The sequence below is a fragment of the Leclercia sp. M50 genome (assembly GCF_037150775.1).
In the GTDB taxonomy this organism is placed as follows: Bacteria; Pseudomonadota; Gammaproteobacteria; order Enterobacterales; family Enterobacteriaceae; genus Enterobacter.
In genome coordinates this window covers 12,742-32,474 of record NZ_JBBCPK010000053.1, presented here as the reverse complement: position 1 = coordinate 32,474, position 19,733 = coordinate 12,742, and the positions used below count along the sequence as shown (strand labels likewise).

The 19,733-nt window shown below is 54.2% G+C and carries 19 protein-coding genes; 12 read left to right on the top strand and 7 right to left on the bottom strand.

What is annotated here, in order from left to right; translation table 11 throughout:
• The 4 genes from WFM46_RS14125 to WFM46_RS14110 form a co-directional block, all read left to right on the top strand.
• A partial coding sequence (locus WFM46_RS14125; RefSeq protein WP_442913460.1) for a hypothetical protein occupies window positions 1-243 on the top strand: 243 nt, incomplete at its 5' end.
• Window positions 244-658: 415 nt separating this feature from the next.
• A complete protein-coding gene (gene tssE / locus WFM46_RS14120) occupies window positions 659-1,111 on the top strand; it encodes a type VI secretion system baseplate subunit TssE (protein WP_336997846.1) in 453 nt (150 codons plus the stop codon).
• A gap of 22 nt (window positions 1,112-1,133) precedes the next feature.
• The gene (locus tag WFM46_RS14115) at window positions 1,134-2,447 is read left to right on the top strand and encodes a VasL domain-containing protein (RefSeq protein WP_336997845.1); all 1,314 of its coding nucleotides are present in this window, start codon (window positions 1,134-1,136) and stop codon (window positions 2,445-2,447) included.
• A 44-nt stretch (window positions 2,448-2,491) separates the two neighbouring features.
• A complete protein-coding gene (locus WFM46_RS14110; RefSeq protein WP_336997844.1) occupies window positions 2,492-2,971 on the top strand; it encodes a hypothetical protein in 480 nt (159 codons plus the stop codon).
• A 33-nt stretch (window positions 2,972-3,004) separates the two neighbouring features.
• On the opposite strand, the gene WFM46_RS14105 is transcribed toward WFM46_RS14110, so the two are convergent.
• Window positions 3,005-3,571 (bottom strand): DJ-1/PfpI family protein, encoded by a 567-nt coding sequence (locus WFM46_RS14105; RefSeq protein ID WP_103181091.1) that lies wholly within the window; start codon window positions 3,569-3,571, stop codon window positions 3,005-3,007.
• A gap of 53 nt (window positions 3,572-3,624) precedes the next feature.
• Window positions 3,625-4,857, bottom strand: a complete 1,233-nt coding sequence (locus WFM46_RS14100; protein ID WP_336997843.1) for a sensor domain-containing diguanylate cyclase — start codon at window positions 4,855-4,857, stop codon at window positions 3,625-3,627.
• A 692-nt stretch (window positions 4,858-5,549) separates the two neighbouring features.
• On the opposite strand from WFM46_RS14100, the gene WFM46_RS14095 reads away from it, so the two are divergent.
• The 4 genes from WFM46_RS14095 to dbpA all read left to right on the top strand — a co-directional run bounded on the left by WFM46_RS14095 (window position 5,550) and on the right by dbpA (window position 9,517).
• The gene (locus WFM46_RS14095) at window positions 5,550-6,518 is read left to right on the top strand and encodes a methyl-accepting chemotaxis protein (protein ID WP_231736496.1); all 969 of its coding nucleotides are present in this window, start codon (window positions 5,550-5,552) and stop codon (window positions 6,516-6,518) included.
• A gap of 154 nt (window positions 6,519-6,672) precedes the next feature.
• Window positions 6,673-7,656: a zinc transporter ZntB gene (gene zntB / locus WFM46_RS14090; protein ID WP_103179832.1), complete on the top strand. Its 984-nt coding sequence runs from the start codon at window positions 6,673-6,675 to the stop codon at window positions 7,654-7,656.
• 282 nt (window positions 7,657-7,938) lie between these two features.
• Window positions 7,939-8,115, top strand: coding sequence for a proline-rich small protein YnaL (gene ynaL / locus WFM46_RS14085; protein ID WP_269776161.1), 177 nt, complete (start codon window positions 7,939-7,941; stop codon window positions 8,113-8,115).
• A 28-nt stretch (window positions 8,116-8,143) separates the two neighbouring features.
• Window positions 8,144-9,517, top strand: coding sequence for an ATP-dependent RNA helicase DbpA (gene dbpA / locus WFM46_RS14080; RefSeq protein ID WP_103179830.1), 1,374 nt, complete (start codon window positions 8,144-8,146; stop codon window positions 9,515-9,517).
• Between the two features lie 44 nt (window positions 9,518-9,561).
• Here dbpA and ttcA read toward each other — a convergent pair whose 3' ends face one another.
• Window positions 9,562-10,497, bottom strand: coding sequence for a tRNA 2-thiocytidine(32) synthetase TtcA (gene ttcA, locus WFM46_RS14075; RefSeq protein ID WP_336997842.1), 936 nt, complete (start codon window positions 10,495-10,497; stop codon window positions 9,562-9,564).
• A gap of 246 nt (window positions 10,498-10,743) precedes the next feature.
• Between ttcA and WFM46_RS14070 the strand changes: the two genes are divergently transcribed.
• From WFM46_RS14070 to WFM46_RS14060, 3 genes are all read left to right on the top strand, one after another.
• Window positions 10,744-10,821 carry a hypothetical protein gene (locus tag WFM46_RS14070; protein ID WP_225759512.1) on the top strand — a complete coding sequence of 26 codons (78 nt, stop codon included), beginning with the start codon at window positions 10,744-10,746 and terminating at the stop codon, window positions 10,819-10,821.
• Between the two features lie 237 nt (window positions 10,822-11,058).
• Complete coding sequence (locus WFM46_RS14065) at window positions 11,059-11,565, top strand: hypothetical protein (RefSeq protein WP_336997841.1); 507 nt, start codon at window positions 11,059-11,061, stop codon at window positions 11,563-11,565.
• Window positions 11,566-11,648: 83 nt separating this feature from the next.
• Entirely contained in the window at window positions 11,649-12,071 is a 423-nt protein-coding gene (locus tag WFM46_RS14060) for a GFA family protein (RefSeq protein ID WP_103179827.1), read from the top strand.
• A 68-nt stretch (window positions 12,072-12,139) separates the two neighbouring features.
• Here WFM46_RS14060 and ompC read toward each other — a convergent pair whose 3' ends face one another.
• Both ompC and nifJ read right to left on the bottom strand, forming a co-directional pair.
• Complete coding sequence (ompC, locus tag WFM46_RS14055) at window positions 12,140-13,249, bottom strand: porin OmpC (protein ID WP_336997840.1); 1,110 nt, start codon at window positions 13,247-13,249, stop codon at window positions 12,140-12,142.
• Between the two features lie 399 nt (window positions 13,250-13,648).
• Window positions 13,649-17,173, bottom strand: coding sequence for a pyruvate:ferredoxin (flavodoxin) oxidoreductase (gene nifJ, locus WFM46_RS14050; RefSeq protein WP_336997839.1), 3,525 nt, complete (start codon window positions 17,171-17,173; stop codon window positions 13,649-13,651).
• A 267-nt stretch (window positions 17,174-17,440) separates the two neighbouring features.
• Here nifJ and WFM46_RS14045 point away from each other — a divergent pair, with 267 nt between their 5' ends.
• Window positions 17,441-17,707: a putative hemolysin gene (locus WFM46_RS14045; RefSeq protein WP_103179824.1), complete on the top strand. Its 267-nt coding sequence runs from the start codon at window positions 17,441-17,443 to the stop codon at window positions 17,705-17,707.
• Here the strand turns inward: WFM46_RS14045 and hslJ are convergent, their stop codons facing one another.
• Complete coding sequence (hslJ, locus tag WFM46_RS14040; protein WP_114314784.1) at window positions 17,708-18,121, bottom strand: heat shock protein HslJ; 414 nt, start codon at window positions 18,119-18,121, stop codon at window positions 17,708-17,710.
• Between the two features lie 517 nt (window positions 18,122-18,638).
• On the bottom strand, window positions 18,639-19,628 hold the full coding sequence (locus WFM46_RS14035) for a 2-hydroxyacid dehydrogenase (protein ID WP_103179822.1): 990 nt from the start codon (window positions 19,626-19,628) through the stop codon (window positions 18,639-18,641).
• Window positions 19,629-19,733: the final 105 nt, after the last annotated feature.

Here is a 19,733-nt window from a genome sequence, read left to right as displayed (position 1 = left end):
CTTGCAATGCTCTACCTTTTTTATGAGTGGTTTTCTGTGAATCCATTAAGGATATGTCTTATGGCTGTGTGTTTTATAATAAATTATTTATACGTTGTAATTATAAAAAACTTTTTCTTTCCTCAAGCACGAAGTAGTTTCAGGCATCTTAAGGCTGGAACTCTTAACAAAGGATACGGTGATTGTTTTATGGTGAAGAGAGTTCCGAAGAGATTATTTATCTTCGCATTAGCGGTTGATTGAATCATTTTACCATCAACAATTATTCCTTCTTCATATTCAAAAGTATATGAGATTAATAGCCCTGACAATGAATATAAAGTAATTATTTATCATGGAGGGGGGCTCTCCCCTATGTCGCTTTATAAATATTTAAAGAATGAGGGTTATTTCTTCATTATTTACAATGTATCTGCCGAGTTGGTTTTTAAACCATCCTCGTCTTATGGCACTTCCAACATTGGAGCATATGACGGTATTGAATTCCAGTACGGTGGTAGCCATTCTTTACTTTACCCAAGACAGAAGGCTATGATTCGTACGAATTCACTAAATGTTAAAAACCATGGACATTGAAATGATAGAGGAAAACACATGAACTCTTCGACATCAATTAAAAATACAAATCAATCATTTCGGCAAATTTCCTGAGGTCAAAATGCCAGACAGAAAATCACCATCTTTATACGAAATTCTTACTGGCAACTTTACAGGGGATCTTCCCCTTGAAGTTGTAAACGAAGAAGACCAGGTCATTTTATCTGTACTGGATAATATCCAGCGTATTTTGAACGCCCGTGCCGGAACTATAAGCCATTTAACAGATTATGGTTTGCCCGATATGACCAAAATTCTGCAAGGCATACCTGGGACAGCTCACGAGCTGATCGATACGCTGGCCGGTGTTCTGCTCAAATACGAACCCCGTTTGCAGTCACTCAATGTCACCTTACTCGAACAGCAAGCGCCTGGCGAACTGCGTTACGCCATCGATGCGGAACTTAAAGGCATCGGCCTTGTGCGCTACGGCACTGAATTTATGCCCGAAGGCCGGGTGCTCATCCGCCACCTGAAACAGCAGCAATATCTGGACCCCCGTTCCGCGATATAGTCTTAATTCTGGCTGAACCCTCATGACAATACTCTCTGAACGCCACCATAAAACCGGCGGCGACCCGCGCACGCTCGCAGATTATGTCGCTCTGCGTAATGAAATGAACAAACTCATTCATCCGGCGCGTCCGGATGTGAACTGGCAGCAGGCGGAACATCTTTGCCTGTCGCTTTTTGAACAAAACGGCATGGACCTTCAGACTGCCGCCTGGTACACCCTTGCCCACACCCATCTCTCCGGGCTGTCGGGCCTGAACGAGGGACTGTCGATTGTGAACACGCTGGTCGACCGACACTGGGGCAATCTGTGGCCGCAACAGGTGCATATCCGGATGGAAATCCTCGCTACACTCAGTAAACGGCTGAAGCAGGCTCTGCGATCCTGTCCCCTGACGTTTGCCGATCTCAATCAACTGAACCTGGTCCGGGAACAGCTGCTCGTACTGGACGAGACGTTAACACGTCTGGAATTACCGCCTGTCAGCCAACTGGATACTCTACGCAGCCATATCAATAGCGCGGCGGTGCGGCTGAGTAACAGCTATAAAATCGGTGAGAAGCCGGTTACCGCAACAGCTGAAGCGGAAACCCCTGTCAGCGGCAACCCCGCTGAGACAACCGGGGGCGTTAAAAGGACGCATGAGCCTGAGCCGCTGCTGGCGGCAGAAAAGGGATCCCCACCGTCCCTGAATCCCTGGAAACCTTTCGCCGGCGGTATGGCGACCATGTTGCTACTGGCCGGGATCATGACAGGGGGATGGCTGGCGATGCACCCGTCTGACCCGGCGCAGGAGCCGGTTGCCGTAACTCTTTCTCCCTTGCCAGCAACGCGTTCTGTCGATCGGCGGCTCCATCCAACATCTGAAACAGATATTCGCCAGACACAGCAGCAGTTAGAGCAGTTATTGCAGTTAAAGCCAGACTGGGCTCTCAGCTATGGCGATAGCCTGGTGCAGCAGGCACTCAGGCTATCGCCCGAAGAGGGCAAACCTCTGGCGCATCAGTGGCAACAGCAGAAGGCGGCTTCTGCCCTGGCGCCAGAAAGCCTGACCGGCTGGCATCAAGGCGTGACGCAGCTTGAGCAACTGGCGAAGCGGCTTAACGCCCTGGATGAGCAAAAGGGTAAGTATATGACGGTCAGCGAACTGAAATCGGCGATTTTCGCCATCACGCAGTCGCTTAATCGTACCGTTCCGGTTGAGGAGCAGTTGCGCCAGCTCTCCATTACCCCCGCAGAGCAAAGCAGCAATGCCGTCCGGCAGCGTCAGGTGGAACAGCATCTGCAGCAGCTGATTGCCTCTTATGCGGCGCTGAAACAAACCCCGGCTGAATAAACCGGGCTACAAGCCGCGCGTAAAAAGATAACAGGAACCACAACGTGTCAGCCAGAGAACGTTTTTTCAGGAAAGTGCAGCTCAATAACGACGGACAATCCTCCGATATAAAATCCGCTGACGCTGAGGTCAGGGCATTCTGCTTACGTATGGATCGCCTTGCGCAGCAAATAAGCCAATGGTTTGCGGGTTCCGGTATTGAGGTGACGTTAACCACCAGACATATCCATGACCTGAGCACTGTGGGCTACAGCCTGAACAGCGGCATATACCGTTATGAGATCACCGCCATCCGGTTGCAGAACGGCGATCGTAGCGTCTCTATTCTTCCAGAGCAGCTCTGGAATGGCGCCGAGACGGGCATTGTGGCCCTGCATGTGGAGGCGCCAGGATTTCAGCAGGTGTTTTCTCTGAGCATGGCGCCGGAAACAGGCTGGTTAATCCGAAGTGAGTATCAGAGCGCAAAAGATAACGTGATCATGACCGAAGAGCGCTTTTTTGAAGCGGTTGACAGGCTGGCCTGAAGCCACCAGCCTGTCACGGCTCTCTTTAGCCGCTTACTGCTGCAACACCTCAGCAAATTTCGCCAGCCATTGCGGATGGGCAGGCCAGGCGGGCGCGGTAACCAGATTGCCGTCGACGTGCGCCTGGTCGATGCCAATATCGGCATACTCGCCACCGCTGAGGCGGACCTCTGGCGCGCAGGCCGGGTAGGCGCTACAGGTTCGTCCTTTAAGAACGCCAGCGGCAGCCAGCAGCTGTGGGCCGTGGCAAACGGCGGCAATCGGCTTACCTGCCTTGTCAAAGGCCCGCACCAGTTCGAGTACCTTCTCATTCAGGCGTAAATATTCCGGCGCGCGTCCGCCTGGAATTAACAGGGCATCGTAATCTGCCTCTTTCGCCGTAGTAAAATCGGCATTGAGAACAAAGCGGTGGCCGGGCTTTTCGCTGTAGGTCTGGGCACCGTCAAAATCATGGATCGCCGTCATGATAAAATCGCCTTTAGCTTTATCAGGGCAGACCGCATCAACCTGATGGCCAATCATCTGCAAAGCCTGAAAGGGGACCATGGTTTCATAATCTTCCGCGTAATCGCCGACCAGCATCAGGATCTTCTTGCTCATCATCACCACTCCTCAAAAATAAAGTGAAAAACAGAGGACGCCAGCAGGCGCAGTTACGCCGCCAGCACTTTGTTACGACCATCATTTTTGGCGCGATAGAGCGCATCGTCCACGCGCTTAAACAGATCGTCGATACTCTCGTCCGGGTTATGCCGCGCAACGCCAATACTTACAGTAAAGCGGGGTAGACCGGGAATGGCAATGCGGGCGATTGCCGTGCGCAGGGTCTCTGCGATCTGCATGGCCGCATCCAGTGACGTGCGGGGCAGCAGCAGGACAAACTCCTCGCCGCCCCAGCGGAACACGTAATCATCTTTACGGCTACCGCTTTCCAGCATCCGCGCGAGGGCAATCAACACCTCATCGCCTTTCTGATGCCCAAACAGATCGTTGATACGCTTAAAATGATCGGTATCCACCAGCAACAGACTGAACTCCTGCTGTGCCGGCAGATGGTTTGGTGAGGTTTGATCGGTGAGGTGATAAAACTGGCGGCGGTTGAGCAGCCCGGTAAGCGAGTCGCGCAGCGCGGCGTGTTCCAGCTCCTGCTCAAGCCGTTTTTGCTCGGTAATATCATGAATGATGCAGAGCATCAGCTTATCGCCGTATATCTCAATGGGGCCGGCATAGGTTTGTACGTGCCGGGTCGTTCCGTCGGCAAGGCGATGGATAAAGTTGAGCGGTTTATGGCCGCCGGGCAGGCGCGCGATCTCCATCATCACCGGCATAATATTGCGTCCCAGCGTGTTGATCTCCCAGGTGTGCTTGCTGCACATCTCTTCGTGGCTATAGCCATAAAAATTGAGGGCTGCGAGATTCGCATCCACAATCAGGCCGTCGCGGGCAGGGTCGATTAACAGCATCGGGGCGCTGTTGGTCTGGAAAAAGCGGGCGTAGAAGCCCTGTTTCTTGCGCTGATAGGTGCCTGAGCGGGTGGCTTTAAGTCCCGTTACTGGCTGTCGGGCGACGCCTTCGAAGACAATCACCTCACCGATCGTGTCAAAAACGGCCAACGAGAGGTGACAGGTAAGGCTGTTTGGCTGGTCATCGACCCGCACGCTCCAGACTTCGACGATCTCCTGACGTGCCTTTAAATCGGGAACATACATCGCAAGCGTCGCCTGCGCATGGGCCGAGCAAACGCCTTTACGCAGGACATCCAGCGTCGCATTCTGCATGAGCATTTTGGCTGCCGTATTGGCGAACAGCACATCCTCCGTTACCGGGGATACCAACCATACGGGCGTTCTAAGCATGTCCAGTGCATCAAACCCTGAAGGCGACATAGGTCAGTCTCATTTATTGGCACTTCAAATACCTGAGGACCACGACGGAGCGGTACGCGTGGGCTTCTCTGAAACATACTCTAGTTCATCCGATCGGACAGGATTTTTTTGTGATATCCGTATGAATTTCGTATTAAATTTACCAACTGGTAAATTTTCATTCGCTGCTGTCACGTGAAACCAACTGTTTAATTCACTATCAGATCGCTGCTGTTAAAAGCATTAATACAATTTTTTTATCAACGCTACGTTATTTAAGCATAGCTAAATATTCTCTGTCGAAACTGATTTGTGGCTTAAGTATAAAGGTTTAAATAGCGATACCAACCATTTGTAGCGCTAATGGTCATAAGAGCCGGCTGATTTTGAAAGCGTATTTGTTTACAGGAGTGTTTGTGAAATTAAGTTTCTCCCTAACGCAAATTATAAAATGTTAAATATTAAAACTTTGCCTCTGCGAAATCAGAGTGAAAAAATAAAAACTGAATGCTATATAGTGGTTACCTTCTGAAAATACCGTTGTAGGATCTATTATGCTTAGAAATATAAGTGTGAGGACTTTTATTCTGAGTTATCTGCTAGTTGTGTTTATCGTTATTGATGGCCTGGTTATATTTTTAGCACCGCAAACATCTTTGTTAATTTTGCTAAACTCTTTATTTCTCGTCGCGTGGGTTTTTCTGTGGATTTACATGACGCAATATCTGGTTGTGCCAATCAACACCGTGAAAAGGAGCATCGAAGAGGTTATCTCGGGCAACCTGGGGGTGAGCATCCCTGAATTTGGTAATAACTGTGCAGGCCGGTTGATCCCGGGAATCAATACGTTGTCCAGCAATCTCGCTACGCTGGTGCGTGAGATCCGCTCTTCTTCCCATACCGCAATGACCCTGTCGGAACAGCTCGCCGCCCGCAGCACGGCGCTGGCCGCTAAAACCGAGCTACAGTCGGCGTCCCTGATTCAGACCTCCGCCAGCATGGAACAGATGGCCGCCACCACTAAAAATACGGCAGATAACACCCGACTGGCCAATGAAAAGGCCAGTGCCGCCACGCTTCAGGCAAAAAAAGGTGGCGCGCTGATGGGGCAGGTTGCCAACAACATGCACTCCATTACTGAGTGTGCCCAGCAGATGACGGAGATCATCACGCTGATTGATGGCATCGCCTTCCAGACCAACATTCTAGCGCTGAATGCCGCGGTTGAAGCCGCCCGCGCGGGGGATCATGGTAAAGGCTTCTCCGTCGTGGCGGGTGAGGTTCGTAGCCTGGCGCATCGCAGCGCCGAAGCGGCTAAAAATATCAAGTCACTCATTGACGTCACCAGCAGCAACGTCAGTCAGGGGGCGATGGTGGTAGCGGAGGCTGAGAAAAACATGCACGACATCGTCAGCGGCTCCGGGCAGGTCAGCAAACTGATGGATGAGATCTCCACCTCTACCGACGAGCAGGAAAAGGGCATCGTCCAGATCACCCAGGCGTTGAGCGACCTGGAGCAGGTGACCCAGAGTAACGTGGTGATGGTTGAAGAGCTGTCGGGTTCATCAGCCGTGCTGAAAAATCAGGTTGTTGAACTGCAAACCCGTACCCGTAACTTCCGTCTGGAAGCGGCATCCACGGCGCCCCTGTACGAGGGGGGAGCCTTACCCGCACGAGCCTGATAATAAGCCTGGTTCGCCAGGCTTTCTCATCGTGTCCAGGGAACCGGATTAATCTCTTTTATGAATAAATTCAGCGCGATGCCGGGAGAAAATATTGCTTAAGCTGGCAGGGTGGCTAGACTGACAGCAAAGAAAGGCTACTGGCGGAGGCGCTGTGGAAGGCATAAAAGGATCGGAAGTTAACGTTCCTGACGCAGTATTTGCGTGGTTACTGGATGGAAAAGGCGGGGCGCGGCCGCTCACCGACGACGATACTATCGATCAGCAGCATCCCTGCTGGCTACATCTGAACTATACCCACCCGGAGAGCGCCAACTGGCTGGCCTCTACGCCGTTGTTACCCAATAACGTGCGCGACGCGCTGGCCGGGGAGAGCCTGCGGCCTCGCGTCACCCGCATGGGCGAGGGGACACTGATTACGCTGCGCTGCATTAACGGCAGCACCGATGAGCGCCCGGACCAGCTGGTGGCGATGCGCCTCTATATGGACGAGCGGCTTATTGTCTCGACCCGGCAGCGCAAAGTGCTGGCGCTGGATGATGTCGTCGGCGATTTAAAAGAGGGCACCGGTCCGCAAGATTGTGGAGGCTGGCTGGTGGACGTCTGCGACGCGCTGACCGATCATGCCAGCGAGTTTATCGAAGAGCTGCACGATAAGATTATCGATCTGGAAGATAATCTCATCGACCAGCAAATCCCCCCCCGCGGTTTTCTGGCGTTATTAAGAAAGCAGCTGATTGTTATGCGCCGCTATATGGCGCCTCAGCGGGATGTCTATGCCCGGCTGGCGAGCGAACGGTTTCCCTGGATGAGTGACGATCACCGTCGCAGAATGCAGGATATCGCCGAGCGACTGGGGCGCGGGCTGGATGAAATTGACGCCTGTATCGCACGAACGGCAGTCATGACCGATGAAATTTCGCAGGTGATGCAGGAGTCGCTCTCGCGCAGAACCTACACCATGTCGTTGATGGCGATGGTCTTTCTTCCCAGCACCTTCCTGACAGGCCTGTTTGGCGTCAACCTGGGGGGGATCCCCGGCGGCGATTTCCGCTTCGGCTTCTCACTGTTTTGCATCATGTTAGTCGTTTTGATTGGTGGTGTTGCATGGTGGTTGCATCGCAGTAAATGGTTGTAAATTTACATTTTTTCGACGCCATGAATTTCTTAAAACGCTATTTTAATTGAGCGAAGTCAAAAAACGATTTACCCATAAGGTGCAATATCTCTTCCGCAGGTGAATGCAACGTCAAGCGATGGGCGTTGCGCTCCATATTGTCTTACTTCCTTTTTTGAATTACTGCATAGCAAAATTGATTCGTACGACGCCGACTTAAATAAGTCGGCTTTTTTTTGCCTGCAACTCAGCAGCGACTAACCTAAAAGAGACAAACGCGTTCTTCTGGAGGGTTATATGGCCATGCTTTTATCACTGCTGCTGCAACCCCTGCGGCAATCGGACCCGGTGCCTACTGATCCGGTGCCGGTTCCCGATCCGATTCCACGCCCACAACCGATGCCGGATCCCCCACCGGATGAAGTGCCGATTAAAATGTCGCATCAGAGGCGGAGATCTGCGAGGATACGCGCCTGCTGACTGTGAGTCTTTTACCGCGAGAATAACTGTGACTGCTTTTTCAACGCTGAACGTACTGCCTGCCGCCCAACTCGATAACCTGAACGAGTTGGGTTATCTGACCATGACCCCTGTACAGGCTGCCGCGCTGCCAGCGATCCTGGAAGGACGCGACGTCCGTGTACAGGCCAAAACCGGCAGCGGTAAAACGGCTGCCTTCGGTCTTGGGCTGTTACAGCAGATAGACGCTACGCTGTTTCAGACGCAGTCGCTGGTACTTTGCCCGACGCGCGAGCTGGCGGATCAGGTCGCAGGCGAGTTACGTCGTCTGGCGCGTTTTCTGCCAAACACCAAAATTTTGACCCTCTGCGGCGGACAGCCGTTCGGGGCACAGCGTGACTCTTTGCAGCATGCCCCGCACATTATTGTTGCTACGCCGGGGCGTTTGCTCGACCACCTGCAGAAAGGCACCGTCTCGCTTGATGCGCTGCAAACTCTGGTGCTGGATGAAGCCGACCGGATGCTCGACATGGGCTTTAGCGACGCCATTGATGAAGTGACCCGCTTTGCGCCGCCAACGCGCCAGACGTTGCTCTTCTCCGCTACCTGGCCGGAGGCGATCGCCGCCATTAGCGGACGCGTGCAGCAAAATCCGCTCGCCATTGAAATTGATTCTGTGGACGCGCTGCCCGCCATTGAGCAGCAGTTTTTTGATACCACCCAGCGGGGCAAAATCCCGCTGCTGCAAAAACTGCTCAGCATTCACCAGCCTGCCTCCTGCGTGGTGTTCTGTAACACCAAAAAGGATTGCCAGGCGGTCTGCGATGCGCTGGCCGAGGCGGGACAGAGCGCCCTGGCGCTGCATGGCGATCTTGAGCAGCGCGACCGTGACCAGACCCTGGTACGTTTCGCCAACGGCAGTGCCCGCGTGCTGGTCGCCACCGACGTCGCCGCCCGCGGCCTGGACATTAAATCCCTGGAGCTGGTGGTGAACTTCGAGCTGGCCTGGGACCCGGAAGTACATGTTCATCGTATTGGCCGTACCGCGCGAGCCGGTAACAGCGGTCTGGCGATCAGTTTCTGCGCGCCGGAAGAGGCACAGCGTGCCAACATCCTGGCGGAAATGCTGCAAATCAAACTGAACTGGGTTGATGCCCCGGCTAACGTCACCATTACGCCGCTGGCGGCAGAGATGGCAACGCTCTGTATCGACGGCGGTAAAAAAGCCAAAATGCGTCCCGGCGATGTACTGGGGGCGCTGACCGGTGATATCGGGCTGGACGGGGCAGACATTGGTAAAATCGCGGTGCATCCGGCGCACGTGTATGTGGCAGTGCGTCAGTCTGTGGCGCAGAAAGCGTGGAAACAGCTGCAAAACGGCAAGATCAAAGGCAAAAGCTGCCGGGTTCGTCTGCTGAAATAAGCGGGCGGGAAGCGTCTCAGCGCGGATGCTGAGACGCTTAAAAATCATTTCACTTCGATAACGTTCAGGCGCATCTCATCAAGCTGGGTGTCATCCTCTTCAGGCTGCCAGCCCGCCGGTTTCATCGGGATCTCTTCGCGGTCAAACGCCAGATCGCCGCCGTTTACCACTTCAGAACCGTGCTGAATTCCTTTGAAATCAAACAGGTTGATATCGCACAGGTGCGAAGGCACCACATTCTGCATTGCGCTGAACATGGTTTCGATTCGGCCAGGATAGCGTTTATCCCAGTCACGCAGCATGTCGGCAATCACCTGACGCTGCAGGTTTGGCTGTGAGCCGCACAGGTTGCACGGAATGATCGGGAAGGCTTTGGCCTCGGCAAAACGTTCGATATCCTTTTCGCGGCAGTTGGCGAGCGGGCGGATCACAATGTGCTTCCCGTCGTCGCTCATCAGCTTCGGTGGCATACCCTTCATTTTGCCGCCGTAGAACATGTTCAGGAACAGCGTCTGTAAAATGTCATCGCGGTGGTGACCCAGAGCGATCTTGGTTGCACCTAGCTCGGTCGCGGTACGGTAAAGAATGCCGCGGCGCAGGCGAGAGCAGAGCGAGCAGGTGGTTTTCCCTTCCGGGATCTTCTCTTTAACGATGCCGTAGGTGTTCTCTTCAACAATCTTATATTCGACGCCCAGCTTCTCCAGATATTCCGGCAGGATATGCTCCGGGAAGCCCGGCTGCTTCTGATCCAGATTGACGGCCACTAACGAAAAATTGACCGGCGCGCTTTGCTGAAGATTGCGCAAAATTTCGAGCAAGGTGTAGCTGTCTTTGCCGCCAGACAGGCAGACCATGATGCGGTCGCCTTCTTCAATCATGTTGTAATCGGCAATGGCTTCACCCACATTGCGGCGAAGACGCTTCTGAAGCTTGTTAAGGTTATACTGTTCTTTCTTGGTAATATCTTGATTTTGCGACATTTAATAGTGGCTCAATTCGTTTGTGGCTAAAGCAGCTCAGGCGGCTCCCCCATTAAAAGGGGGGCAGCAGGTCAACATGAAAAAGTATGGCGTGTATGGTACGGATTACGGCGATGAATGTCAGCACGTTTTACAGCGCGTAATCATCCTGTTCCACGCGTTGGGTTTTTTTACCGTTTGCCGCCTGGCTGTATATTGGCAACCAACGCTATAGTAGTAGTCCATCCACAACAACGGGAGGTACTCATGCAGTATGTTGAAAAAGATGACCCGCGCGAGGCGCCGGAATCGGGTGATAAAAAACCCCAACCCGTCAAAAAATAGCTGACCGTGAGTAATACCCGCGCCACCAGTATTTACTGGTGGCTTTTTTATCGCCTCTCCCCGTCACATACCTTCGCGACATGTCTCACTGCCGCTCAGTAACTCGTACTGTATCTGTGCCGTGCACTCACCAGAAAGAGGCATAGGCCATTAATAATTGACCCTGTACGATTGAGGAGTGCCAGGTAACAGAGACGATGGTGAGCAAAAACAGACTAATACGATGAGGTGATAACGATGGGCAAACAGTGGCAACTGATCGTGAGTATATTCATTTTAATCGCAATGTTTTCATTCGCCCGGGCGAACACCACCGCAATGGGGCTGACGTTAGGTAAAACCACGCTACAACAATTTATTAAAGCCTATCCCTCGTCCCTGCATGAAGGGCGCAGTAAGTGGAGCGACGGCGATATATTCTCCATTCCGAACCGGGAGCTGGGTTTAGAGGGGGTTAAAAATAACGCGGTGATCTTCAATAAGAGCGGAAAAATTACCGCCATTATGCTGGAGCTGGATAAGAGCCGTTTTGATGAAGTCGAAAGTATGCTGGCGCATAAATATGTGGTGGTGAAAAAACAGATCTCTTTCGCCGGTGATAAATACGCCAAATACCAGAATGAAGAAGATTTAATCGAACTCGACGCCCCCTATTTATCGTCCGTCATGAAGCTCACCTATTCAGAACAGATTTTTCAGGAGGCGTATCTGAAAAAGAGCGCGGAGGAATATATCCGGCGCTGATGGGAAGCCTGGCGTACACTTAGCCAGGACGCGGCGTGACGTCACGCCGCCTGTGAGGGCATGGTTAACGCAAGGAGCCTGTAATGGCGAATAGAGTTTCTGCTCAGTGTCACTGCGGTGCGGTCCGGTTCACCGTTGAGCTCTCTGACGGGTTCAATACTATCCGCCGCTGTAATTGTTCATTCTGCCGGATGCGTGGGGCGATTGCGGTCTCGGCGCCGTTATCCGGTATCACGATTATTCAGGGCGAGTCGCTGCTGACCGAGTATCGTTTCAACACCCAGACGGCTGTGCACTATTTTTGTTCTGTCTGCGGGATTTACACTTTCCACCAGCGTCGCTCAAATCCGGATCAGTATGGTGTTAACGTTGCCTGCATTGAAGGCGTCTCGCCGTTTGATTTCCCGGAGGTTCTGGTAATGGAAGGGCGCGTTCATCCCAATGATGGCGGCGGAGGCGTGGCCGGAGTGCTGCGCTATAGCGCAACGGGGAAAGCGGAGAAGTGATCGCTATGCAGCAGAGAGGCCATTTATCTTGTCTCAGGTAGCCCGCGCCGTAACGCGGGCTCATTTCATCAGAACTGGTAAACCAGACCTAATGCGACGATGTCATCGGTGCTGATGCCATTGTCTTTGTAGAACTGGTCATCTTCGTCCAGCAGGTTGATTTTATAATCCACATAGGTGGACATATTTTTGTTGAAGTAGTAAGTCGCACCCACTTCAGCATATTTAACCAGATCCTGATCGCCCTGACCGTTATCGAGATCTTTACCTTTCGACTGCAGGTAAGAGACTACCGGACGCAGGCCAGAATCGAACTGGTATTGTGCGGTAACTTCAAAGTTCTGGGTTTTGTTCGCAACCGCATGATCATCGTTGCCGTACGGAGTCATGTTACGGGTTTCAGAATACATAGCCGCCAGATAGATATTGTTGGCGTCATATTTCAGGCCAGTGGTCCAGGCATCCGCTTTGTCGCCGCCCGCAGTCGTATTGCTCACCTGGTCGTTGGTACGGTCAGAAGAGGTGTAGGCCGCCGCTGCGCTGAGGCCCATGCCGAAGTCGTAGGAGGTAGAGATACCGAAGCCGTCACCGTTCTCATAACGCACGTCACGGCCGTTGTTGGTGCCTTCGTTACCGTTATTATCGCCTTCGTTGTTACCCTGGTACTGCAGGGCAAAGTTCAGACCTTCAACCATGCCAAAGAAATCGCTGTTACGGTAGGTTGCAACGCCGTTCGCACGGCCGGTCATGAAGTTATCGGCTTTGGTGTAGGAGTCGCCGCCGAACTCTGGCAGCATATCGGTCCAGCCTTCCACGTCGTACAGCACGCCGTAGTTACGGCCATAATCAAATGAACCGTAATCGCCGACTTTCAGACCGGCAAACGCCAGACGAGTCCAGGACTGATTGCCAGAGTCTTCCGTGTTGTTTGCCTGGACATTGTATTCCCACTGACCGTAGCCGGTCAGGGTATCGTTAATCTGGGTTTCGCCCTTAAAGCCCATACGGATATAGGTCTGGTCGCCGTCAGCACCGCTGTTGTCGGAGAAATAATGCAGACCGTCTACTTTACCGTACAGATCTAATTTATTGCCGTCTTTATTATAAACCTCTGCTGCATTTGCTGCGCCAGCCATTAAAAGAGCTGGAATCATGAGAGCCAGTACTTTTCTTTTCATTGTGACTAATCCTTACGCTATTTTTATTTAAATATTTTTTAACTTTCCACGGAACTTCCTGCGCTGGAAAGATGTCCCATGCTAAATCACTCTCTCTTTTAGCGATAAAACATAATTGTTACCAGGTAAGTAAAATCTAAAGAAATTACTGCTGTAGAAATGGTCATAATTTTGGTGAATGTGTTTAATTAATCCATATAAAACTAAAATTATCCATTCTCCCCTGAAACCAGTAAAATCAGCGGTGTTATATGCCTGTAGTTATTTTTCCGTTTATCGCATAAATAACTTTTTAATATAGGTACTGTTATTTATCGCTAAACAGGAGCCGCCCGCCAGACACTTTCTGGCGGGCTTTTTTTATCGGTAAAGAAAAGCCCGGACAGGCCGGGCTTCGGGTTATTCGCTGGCCGACTTTTCGGCTTTCCCGGCAAGCTGGGCCAGGAAGTCATAGCGTTTTTGCAGATCGGCGGCGGCGTCTTTCCACAGCTGCTCAGCCACCTCGGGCTGCTGGGCGTTGAGACGGCGGAACCGCTGTTCCTGCAACAGCGTCTCTGCCAGCGCGTCAGACGGCGGGCGGGAATCCAGCGCCAGCGGCAGTTTGCCCTCGTCGGCACGACGCGGATCAAAGCGGTAGAGCGGCCAGAAGCCCGTCGCGGTCAACTGGCGCATCTGATCGTGGCTCAGCGCCAGATCGTATCCGTGCTCTTCGCAAGGGCTGTAGGCGATAATCAGCGACGGGCCAGGATAGGCCTCCGCCTCCTGAATCGCTTTCACCGTCTGGTTCAGCTGTGCCCCCAGCGAGATCTGCGCCACATAAACATGACCGTACATCATCATGCTGACGCCCAGGTCTTTACGCGCCTTGCGTTTGCCATGCTCGCCAAACTTGGTCACCGCCCCCAGAGGTGTCGCCTTCGAGGCCTGGCCGCCTGTATTGGAGTAACACTGGGTATCCAGCACCAGAATGTTCACGTTCTCGGTCAGGCTGAGAACATGGTCCAGACCGCCAAAGCCAATGTCATAGGCCCAGCCGTCGCCGCCAATCAGCCAGATCGATTTCTCGACCAGCGCATCGGCATCGGTTAACAGCTCTTCTGCGCCTTCCACGCCCGCCAGCGTCTGACGCAGCTCGGCCACCTGCTGACGGCGTACATCAGGCGTTGCCTCGCTGTGCAGGGCGCTGTTCAGCTCCGCCGGGATCGTATCGGCAAACTGTTCCAGCAGACGCATCACCCGCACGCGGTGTTGATCCACCGTCAGGCGGAAGCCGAGGCCAAATTCGGCGTTATCTTCGAACAGCGAGTTCGCCCACGCCGGGCCGCGCCCGTTGGCATCAGTGGTGTACGGCGTTGACGGCAGATTACCGCCATAGATCGACGAACAGCCGGTCGCATTGGCGATCAGCATCCGGTCGCCATAGAGCTGGGTCAGCAGCTTGATGTACGGCGTCTCGCCGCAGCCGGAACAGGCGCCGGAGTACTCGAAGAGCGGAGTGATCAGCTGCGAGGTGCGAATGTCGATGCGCTCGAGGCTGTTGCGATCGATCTCCGGCAGGTCGAGGAAGTAGTCGTAATTCACTTTCTCCTCTTCCACATGCTCAAGGCGCGACATCATGTTAATGGCCTTGATTTCCGGATTCTGTCTGTCTTTCGCCGGGCAGACCTCCACGCAGAGGTTACAGCCGGTGCAGTCTTCCGGGGCGACCTGCAGAACATATTTCTGGCCGCGCATGTCGCGGGATTTCACATCCAGCGAGTGCAGGCTGGCGGGGGCAGCTTCCATGGCCTCAGGGGAGACCACTTTGGCGCGGATAGCGGAGTGCGGGCAGGCCGCCACGCAGTGGTTACACTGGGTGCACAGCTCCTCTTTCCAGATTGGGATCGCTTCAGCGATATTGCGTTTTTCCCAGCGGGTGGTACCCATCGGCCAGGTGCCGTCCGGCGGCAGGGCGGAGACGGGCAGAGCATCGCCCAGTCCGGCCAGCATCGCGGCGGTGACGGTTTTCACAAAGTCTGGTGCGGCGTCCGACACCACCGGCGGGCGGTTCGGGCTGCGGGCGTTGACCGGCTGCAGTGGCACTTCCGCCAGCGACTCCCGCGCCAGCGCCAGCGCCTGCCAGTTGCGCTCCACCAGCTCCTGGCCCTTGCTGCTGTAGCTTTTGGCGATGGCCCCCTGCAGCTCCATCAGGGCGCTGTCGCCGGGCAGGATGTGGGTCAGATGGAAAAAAGCCATCTGCATAACGGTGTTAATCCTCGCCGCCAGGCCGCATTCACGGGCGATTTTCGCCGCGTTAACGATCCAGAACTCCGCTTTTTTCTGGTTCAGCACCGCCTGCACTTCCTGCGGCAGGCGCGTCCAGACCTCATCGGCGCTGTAGGGGGTATTGAGCAGGGAAATCCCGCCCGGTTTGAGGCGCTCGGCCATCTGGTATTTGTCGATAAACTGCAGCTGATGACAGCCGACGAAATCTGCCTGCGACACCAGATATGCCGAACGGATCGGTTGTTCGCTGACGCGCAGATGGGATACCGTCAGCCCCCCGGCTTTTTTCGAGTCATAGACGAAATAGCCCTGGGCATACCATGGCGTGGAGTTACCGATGATCTTGATGTTGTTCTTGGTCGCCGACACGCTGCCGTCGCTACCCAGCCCGTAAAAGAGGGCTTCCAGCTTCGCGGTTGACGGCAGGGTATTTTCCGGTAACGACAGCGACAGATTGGTCACATCGTCATAGATACCAACGGTAAAGCGCGGCTTCGGCTTCGCGGCGCTCAGCTCGTTAAAGATGGCCAGCACGCAATCCGGGCCAAACTCTTTCGACGACAGCCCGTAGCGCCCGCCAATCACCCGTGGCAACATCTCGCGCTCGCCGCCGTTAAAGGCTTCCGCCAGGGCGGTCATCACGTCCAGATAGAGCGGTTCGGCCTGAGCGCCGGGCTCTTTGGTACGGTCCAGCACCGCCACAGAACGCGCGCTTTCCGGCAGCACCGCCAGCAGATGTTTGGCCGAGAACGGACGGTAGAGACGCACCTTCAGCACGCCCACCTTCTCGCCCCGGCGCAGCAGTTCATCCACCACCTCTTCACAGGTGCCGATGGCGGACCCCATGATGACGATGACGCGTTCTGCCTGCGGGTGGCCGTAATACTCAAACGGCTTGTACTCACGCCCGGTGGCGGCGGCAAAGTCGGCCATCGCCTGGTCCACATGGTCATACACCGCGTCATACCACGGGTTGGTCGCCTCGCGGGACTGGAAGTAAGTATCCGGGTTAGCGGAGGTGCCGCGGATCACCGGGTGCTCCGGGTTCAGCGCCCGGGCGCGGTGGGCATCGATCTCCGCCTGGGGAAGAAGGTTGCGGATCGTCTCATCGGAGAGCGAGACAATTTTATTGATCTCGTGGGAGGTGCGGAAGCCGTCGAAGAAGTGGATAAACGGCACGCGGCTTTTCAGCGTCGCCATATGTGAAATCAGTGCCAGATCCTGCGCCTCCTGCACGCTGCCAGAGCAGAGCAGGGCGCAACCGGTCTGGCGGACGGCCATCACGTCAGAGTGATCGCCAAAAATCGACAGGGCATGGGTGGCGATAGTGCGCGCCGCGACGTGCAGCACGAATGGCGTGAGTTGTCCCGCCAGCTTGTAGAGCGTCGGGATCATCAGCAGCAGACCCTGCGACGACGTAAACGAGGTGGAGAGCGCGCCGGTCTGCAGCGCGCCGTGGACGGTGGCAATCGCCCCGGCCTCCGACTGCATCTCAACCACGCGAGGGGTATCACCCCAGACGTTTTTCAGCCCGTTACCGGCCCAGGCATCGGCCTGTTCCGCCATGGTCGAGCTGGGTGTAATGGGGTAGATGGCGATCACTTCACTGGTGCGAAACGCGACGGACGCGACTGCGCCATTGCCGTCAATAGTTTGCATATGACACCCTTACATTGCGCAAAGAAAGAGGGACCCGTAACGCATCGGCGGGTCCTGTAATTATCTTGTGAGTTTAGCAAAGGGGCGCTGAAACGATTTTCGCTTTTGTGTCCTGCTTATTGACACTACCAATGGCTCGATCAAACTTTTGCGTAAAAATAGCGAACAAAACGTTTTACAACGTGGAAAATCGTGGTTTCGCTCTCGACGGACGCGGACGGGGTGCCTATTATGCATAGGTTTTGCAATTCAACGAGGGGAGAGATTATGCGCGCAGCATTTTGGGTTGGGTGTGCCGCTTTGTTACTGTCGGCCTGCAGCAATGAACCTGTTCAGCAGGCAACCGCCGCGCACGTCGCGCCGGGGATGAAGGCGGCGATGTCCAGTTCCGGCCAGGCGAATTGCGCCATGATTGGCGGTTCGCTGTCCGTTGCGCGTCAGCTGGATGGCTCCGCCATCGGCATGTGTGCGCTGCCTAACGGCAAACGCTGCAGTGAACAGTCGCTTGCCGTGGGATCGTGCGGCAGTTACTGATTATTCTGCGCGTTTGAAGACCAGCGTCGTCTCGGCCGTCGCCAGGGTTAATACATCTTCCGTCAGATCCACCTCTGTGCCGCTGCGCAGCATCGTTCCGATGGCGTGATCCAGTTCATTGAGCTGGGGTTCGGTGCAGAGCTTACGCGTCATGGCGAGATCGTTGACCTTCAGCTCGCCATCGGAGAGCTTGCCCTGGCCGCTGAAGCGGTTGCACATCACCCCTGAGACCGCCATTTTTTCGCCGAAGGTGATTTCCGGCGGCGTGGTGACCGGGGCGACGGCGGCGCCGTTGATGCTTTGCAGCACAAAGCGGTGCTGCTGGAGCTGTTCTTCCTGGACAGAGGCTTTCCCTGGGTTAACACAGCCTGTCAGCGCCATGCTGAGGAGCGTTACTGCGACGAGCGTTTTCATGTTTCTTCTCAATATATTCACTTCGTAAATAACTATTGGATAGTGTATTGCGGGGGATGAGATTGTCTTGCGGGTTAATCTGAAATGTGGGGGCTGGGTTTGGGGTTTGGGGTTTGGGTTTTGTAGGCCCGTGCAAGCGAAGCGCCGCCGGGCGTGGCTCGGTGCCACCTGTGGCAGGTAACATGAGGCGGTGGAGGTGTTTCCGTTCACCTTGCGTTCGCTGCTTCTCTGTAAACCACGTCACCGGTGAACGTGTTAAGGGGGCTATCGCCGCCCCCTTAACAATCCCGGCTCCCGGCAAGAAAATCGCCGCTTCGCGGTGCCCTCAGCTTATTCCTCCAGGCTTTCGGGTCGGGCACCAGCCTGCATCCATGCAGGCTATGCCCTCTCGGCGCGTCCATGCGCCTCGCCCCGGCCTTCCGGAAACGCTTCGGCGATTTTCAGCCGGACCAGGGAGCCGCTGTAGGCTAATTATTCCCATAAGGATATGAGCTGCTTTAAGTTAAAGGCTCTTTCCTCAGAACAACGCGTTCGGGCAGGCTTCGCCTTTCTCCAGCTGACTCAGGTTACCCAGCGTCGTCTCCGAAATACTGATCAGCGCCTCGGCGGTCAGGAACGCCTGATGCCCGGTGAATAGCACGTTGTGGCAGGCGGAGAGGCGGCGGAAGACGTCATCCTGAATCACATCGTTGGATTTGTCTTCAAAGAAGAGATCGCGTTCGTTCTCGTAGACGTCCATCCCCAGCGCGCCGATTTTTTGCGTTTTCAGGGCTTCGATGGCGGCCTGAGAGTCAATCAGCCCACCGCGACTGGTGTTGATAATCATCACGCCATCTTTCATCTGGTCGAAGGCGCTCTGGTTCAGCAGATGGTAGTTGTCAGCGGTTAACGGGCAGTGCAGGGAGATCACGTCTGACTCTGCGTACAAGGTTGCCAGGTCAACATACTCCACCCCCAGATCCAGCGCGGCGGCGCTTGGGTAAGGGTCAAACGCCAGCAGGCGCATACCAAACCCTTTCAGGATCCGCAGGGCCGCTACGCCAATTTTACCGGTGCCGATCACCCCGGCGGTTTTGCCGTACATGGTAAAACCGGTCAGCCCTTCCAGGGAGAAGTTGGCATCACGGGTGCGCTGATAAGCACGGTGAATACGGCGGTTTAAGGACATCATCATGCCGATGGCGTGTTCAGCCACCGCTTCCGGGGAGTAGGCGGGCACGCGCACCACCTGCAGACCCAGCTCTTTTGCCGCATCCAGATCCACATTATTAAAGCCCGCGCAGCGCAGGGCGATGTACTTCACACCCTGTTTTTTCAGCTCTTCCAGCACCGGACGACTGCCGTCGTCGTTAACGAAAATACAGACCGCGTCACACCCGTGGGCGGTTTTGGCTGTTTTTTCATTAAGCAGAAAGTCGAAAAATTCAAGTTCGAAGCCATACTCCTCGTTAACGTGCTGCAGATACTTTTTGTCGTATTGCTTTGTACTGTATACCGCGAGTTTCATAAGACTTTCTCCAGTGTGTTTTCAATTACGGTAGCATGATTAAAATAATCTTACAATTTATAAAATTTTATTGAATTCAATAAGTTCTATGGATAATTATGTAGC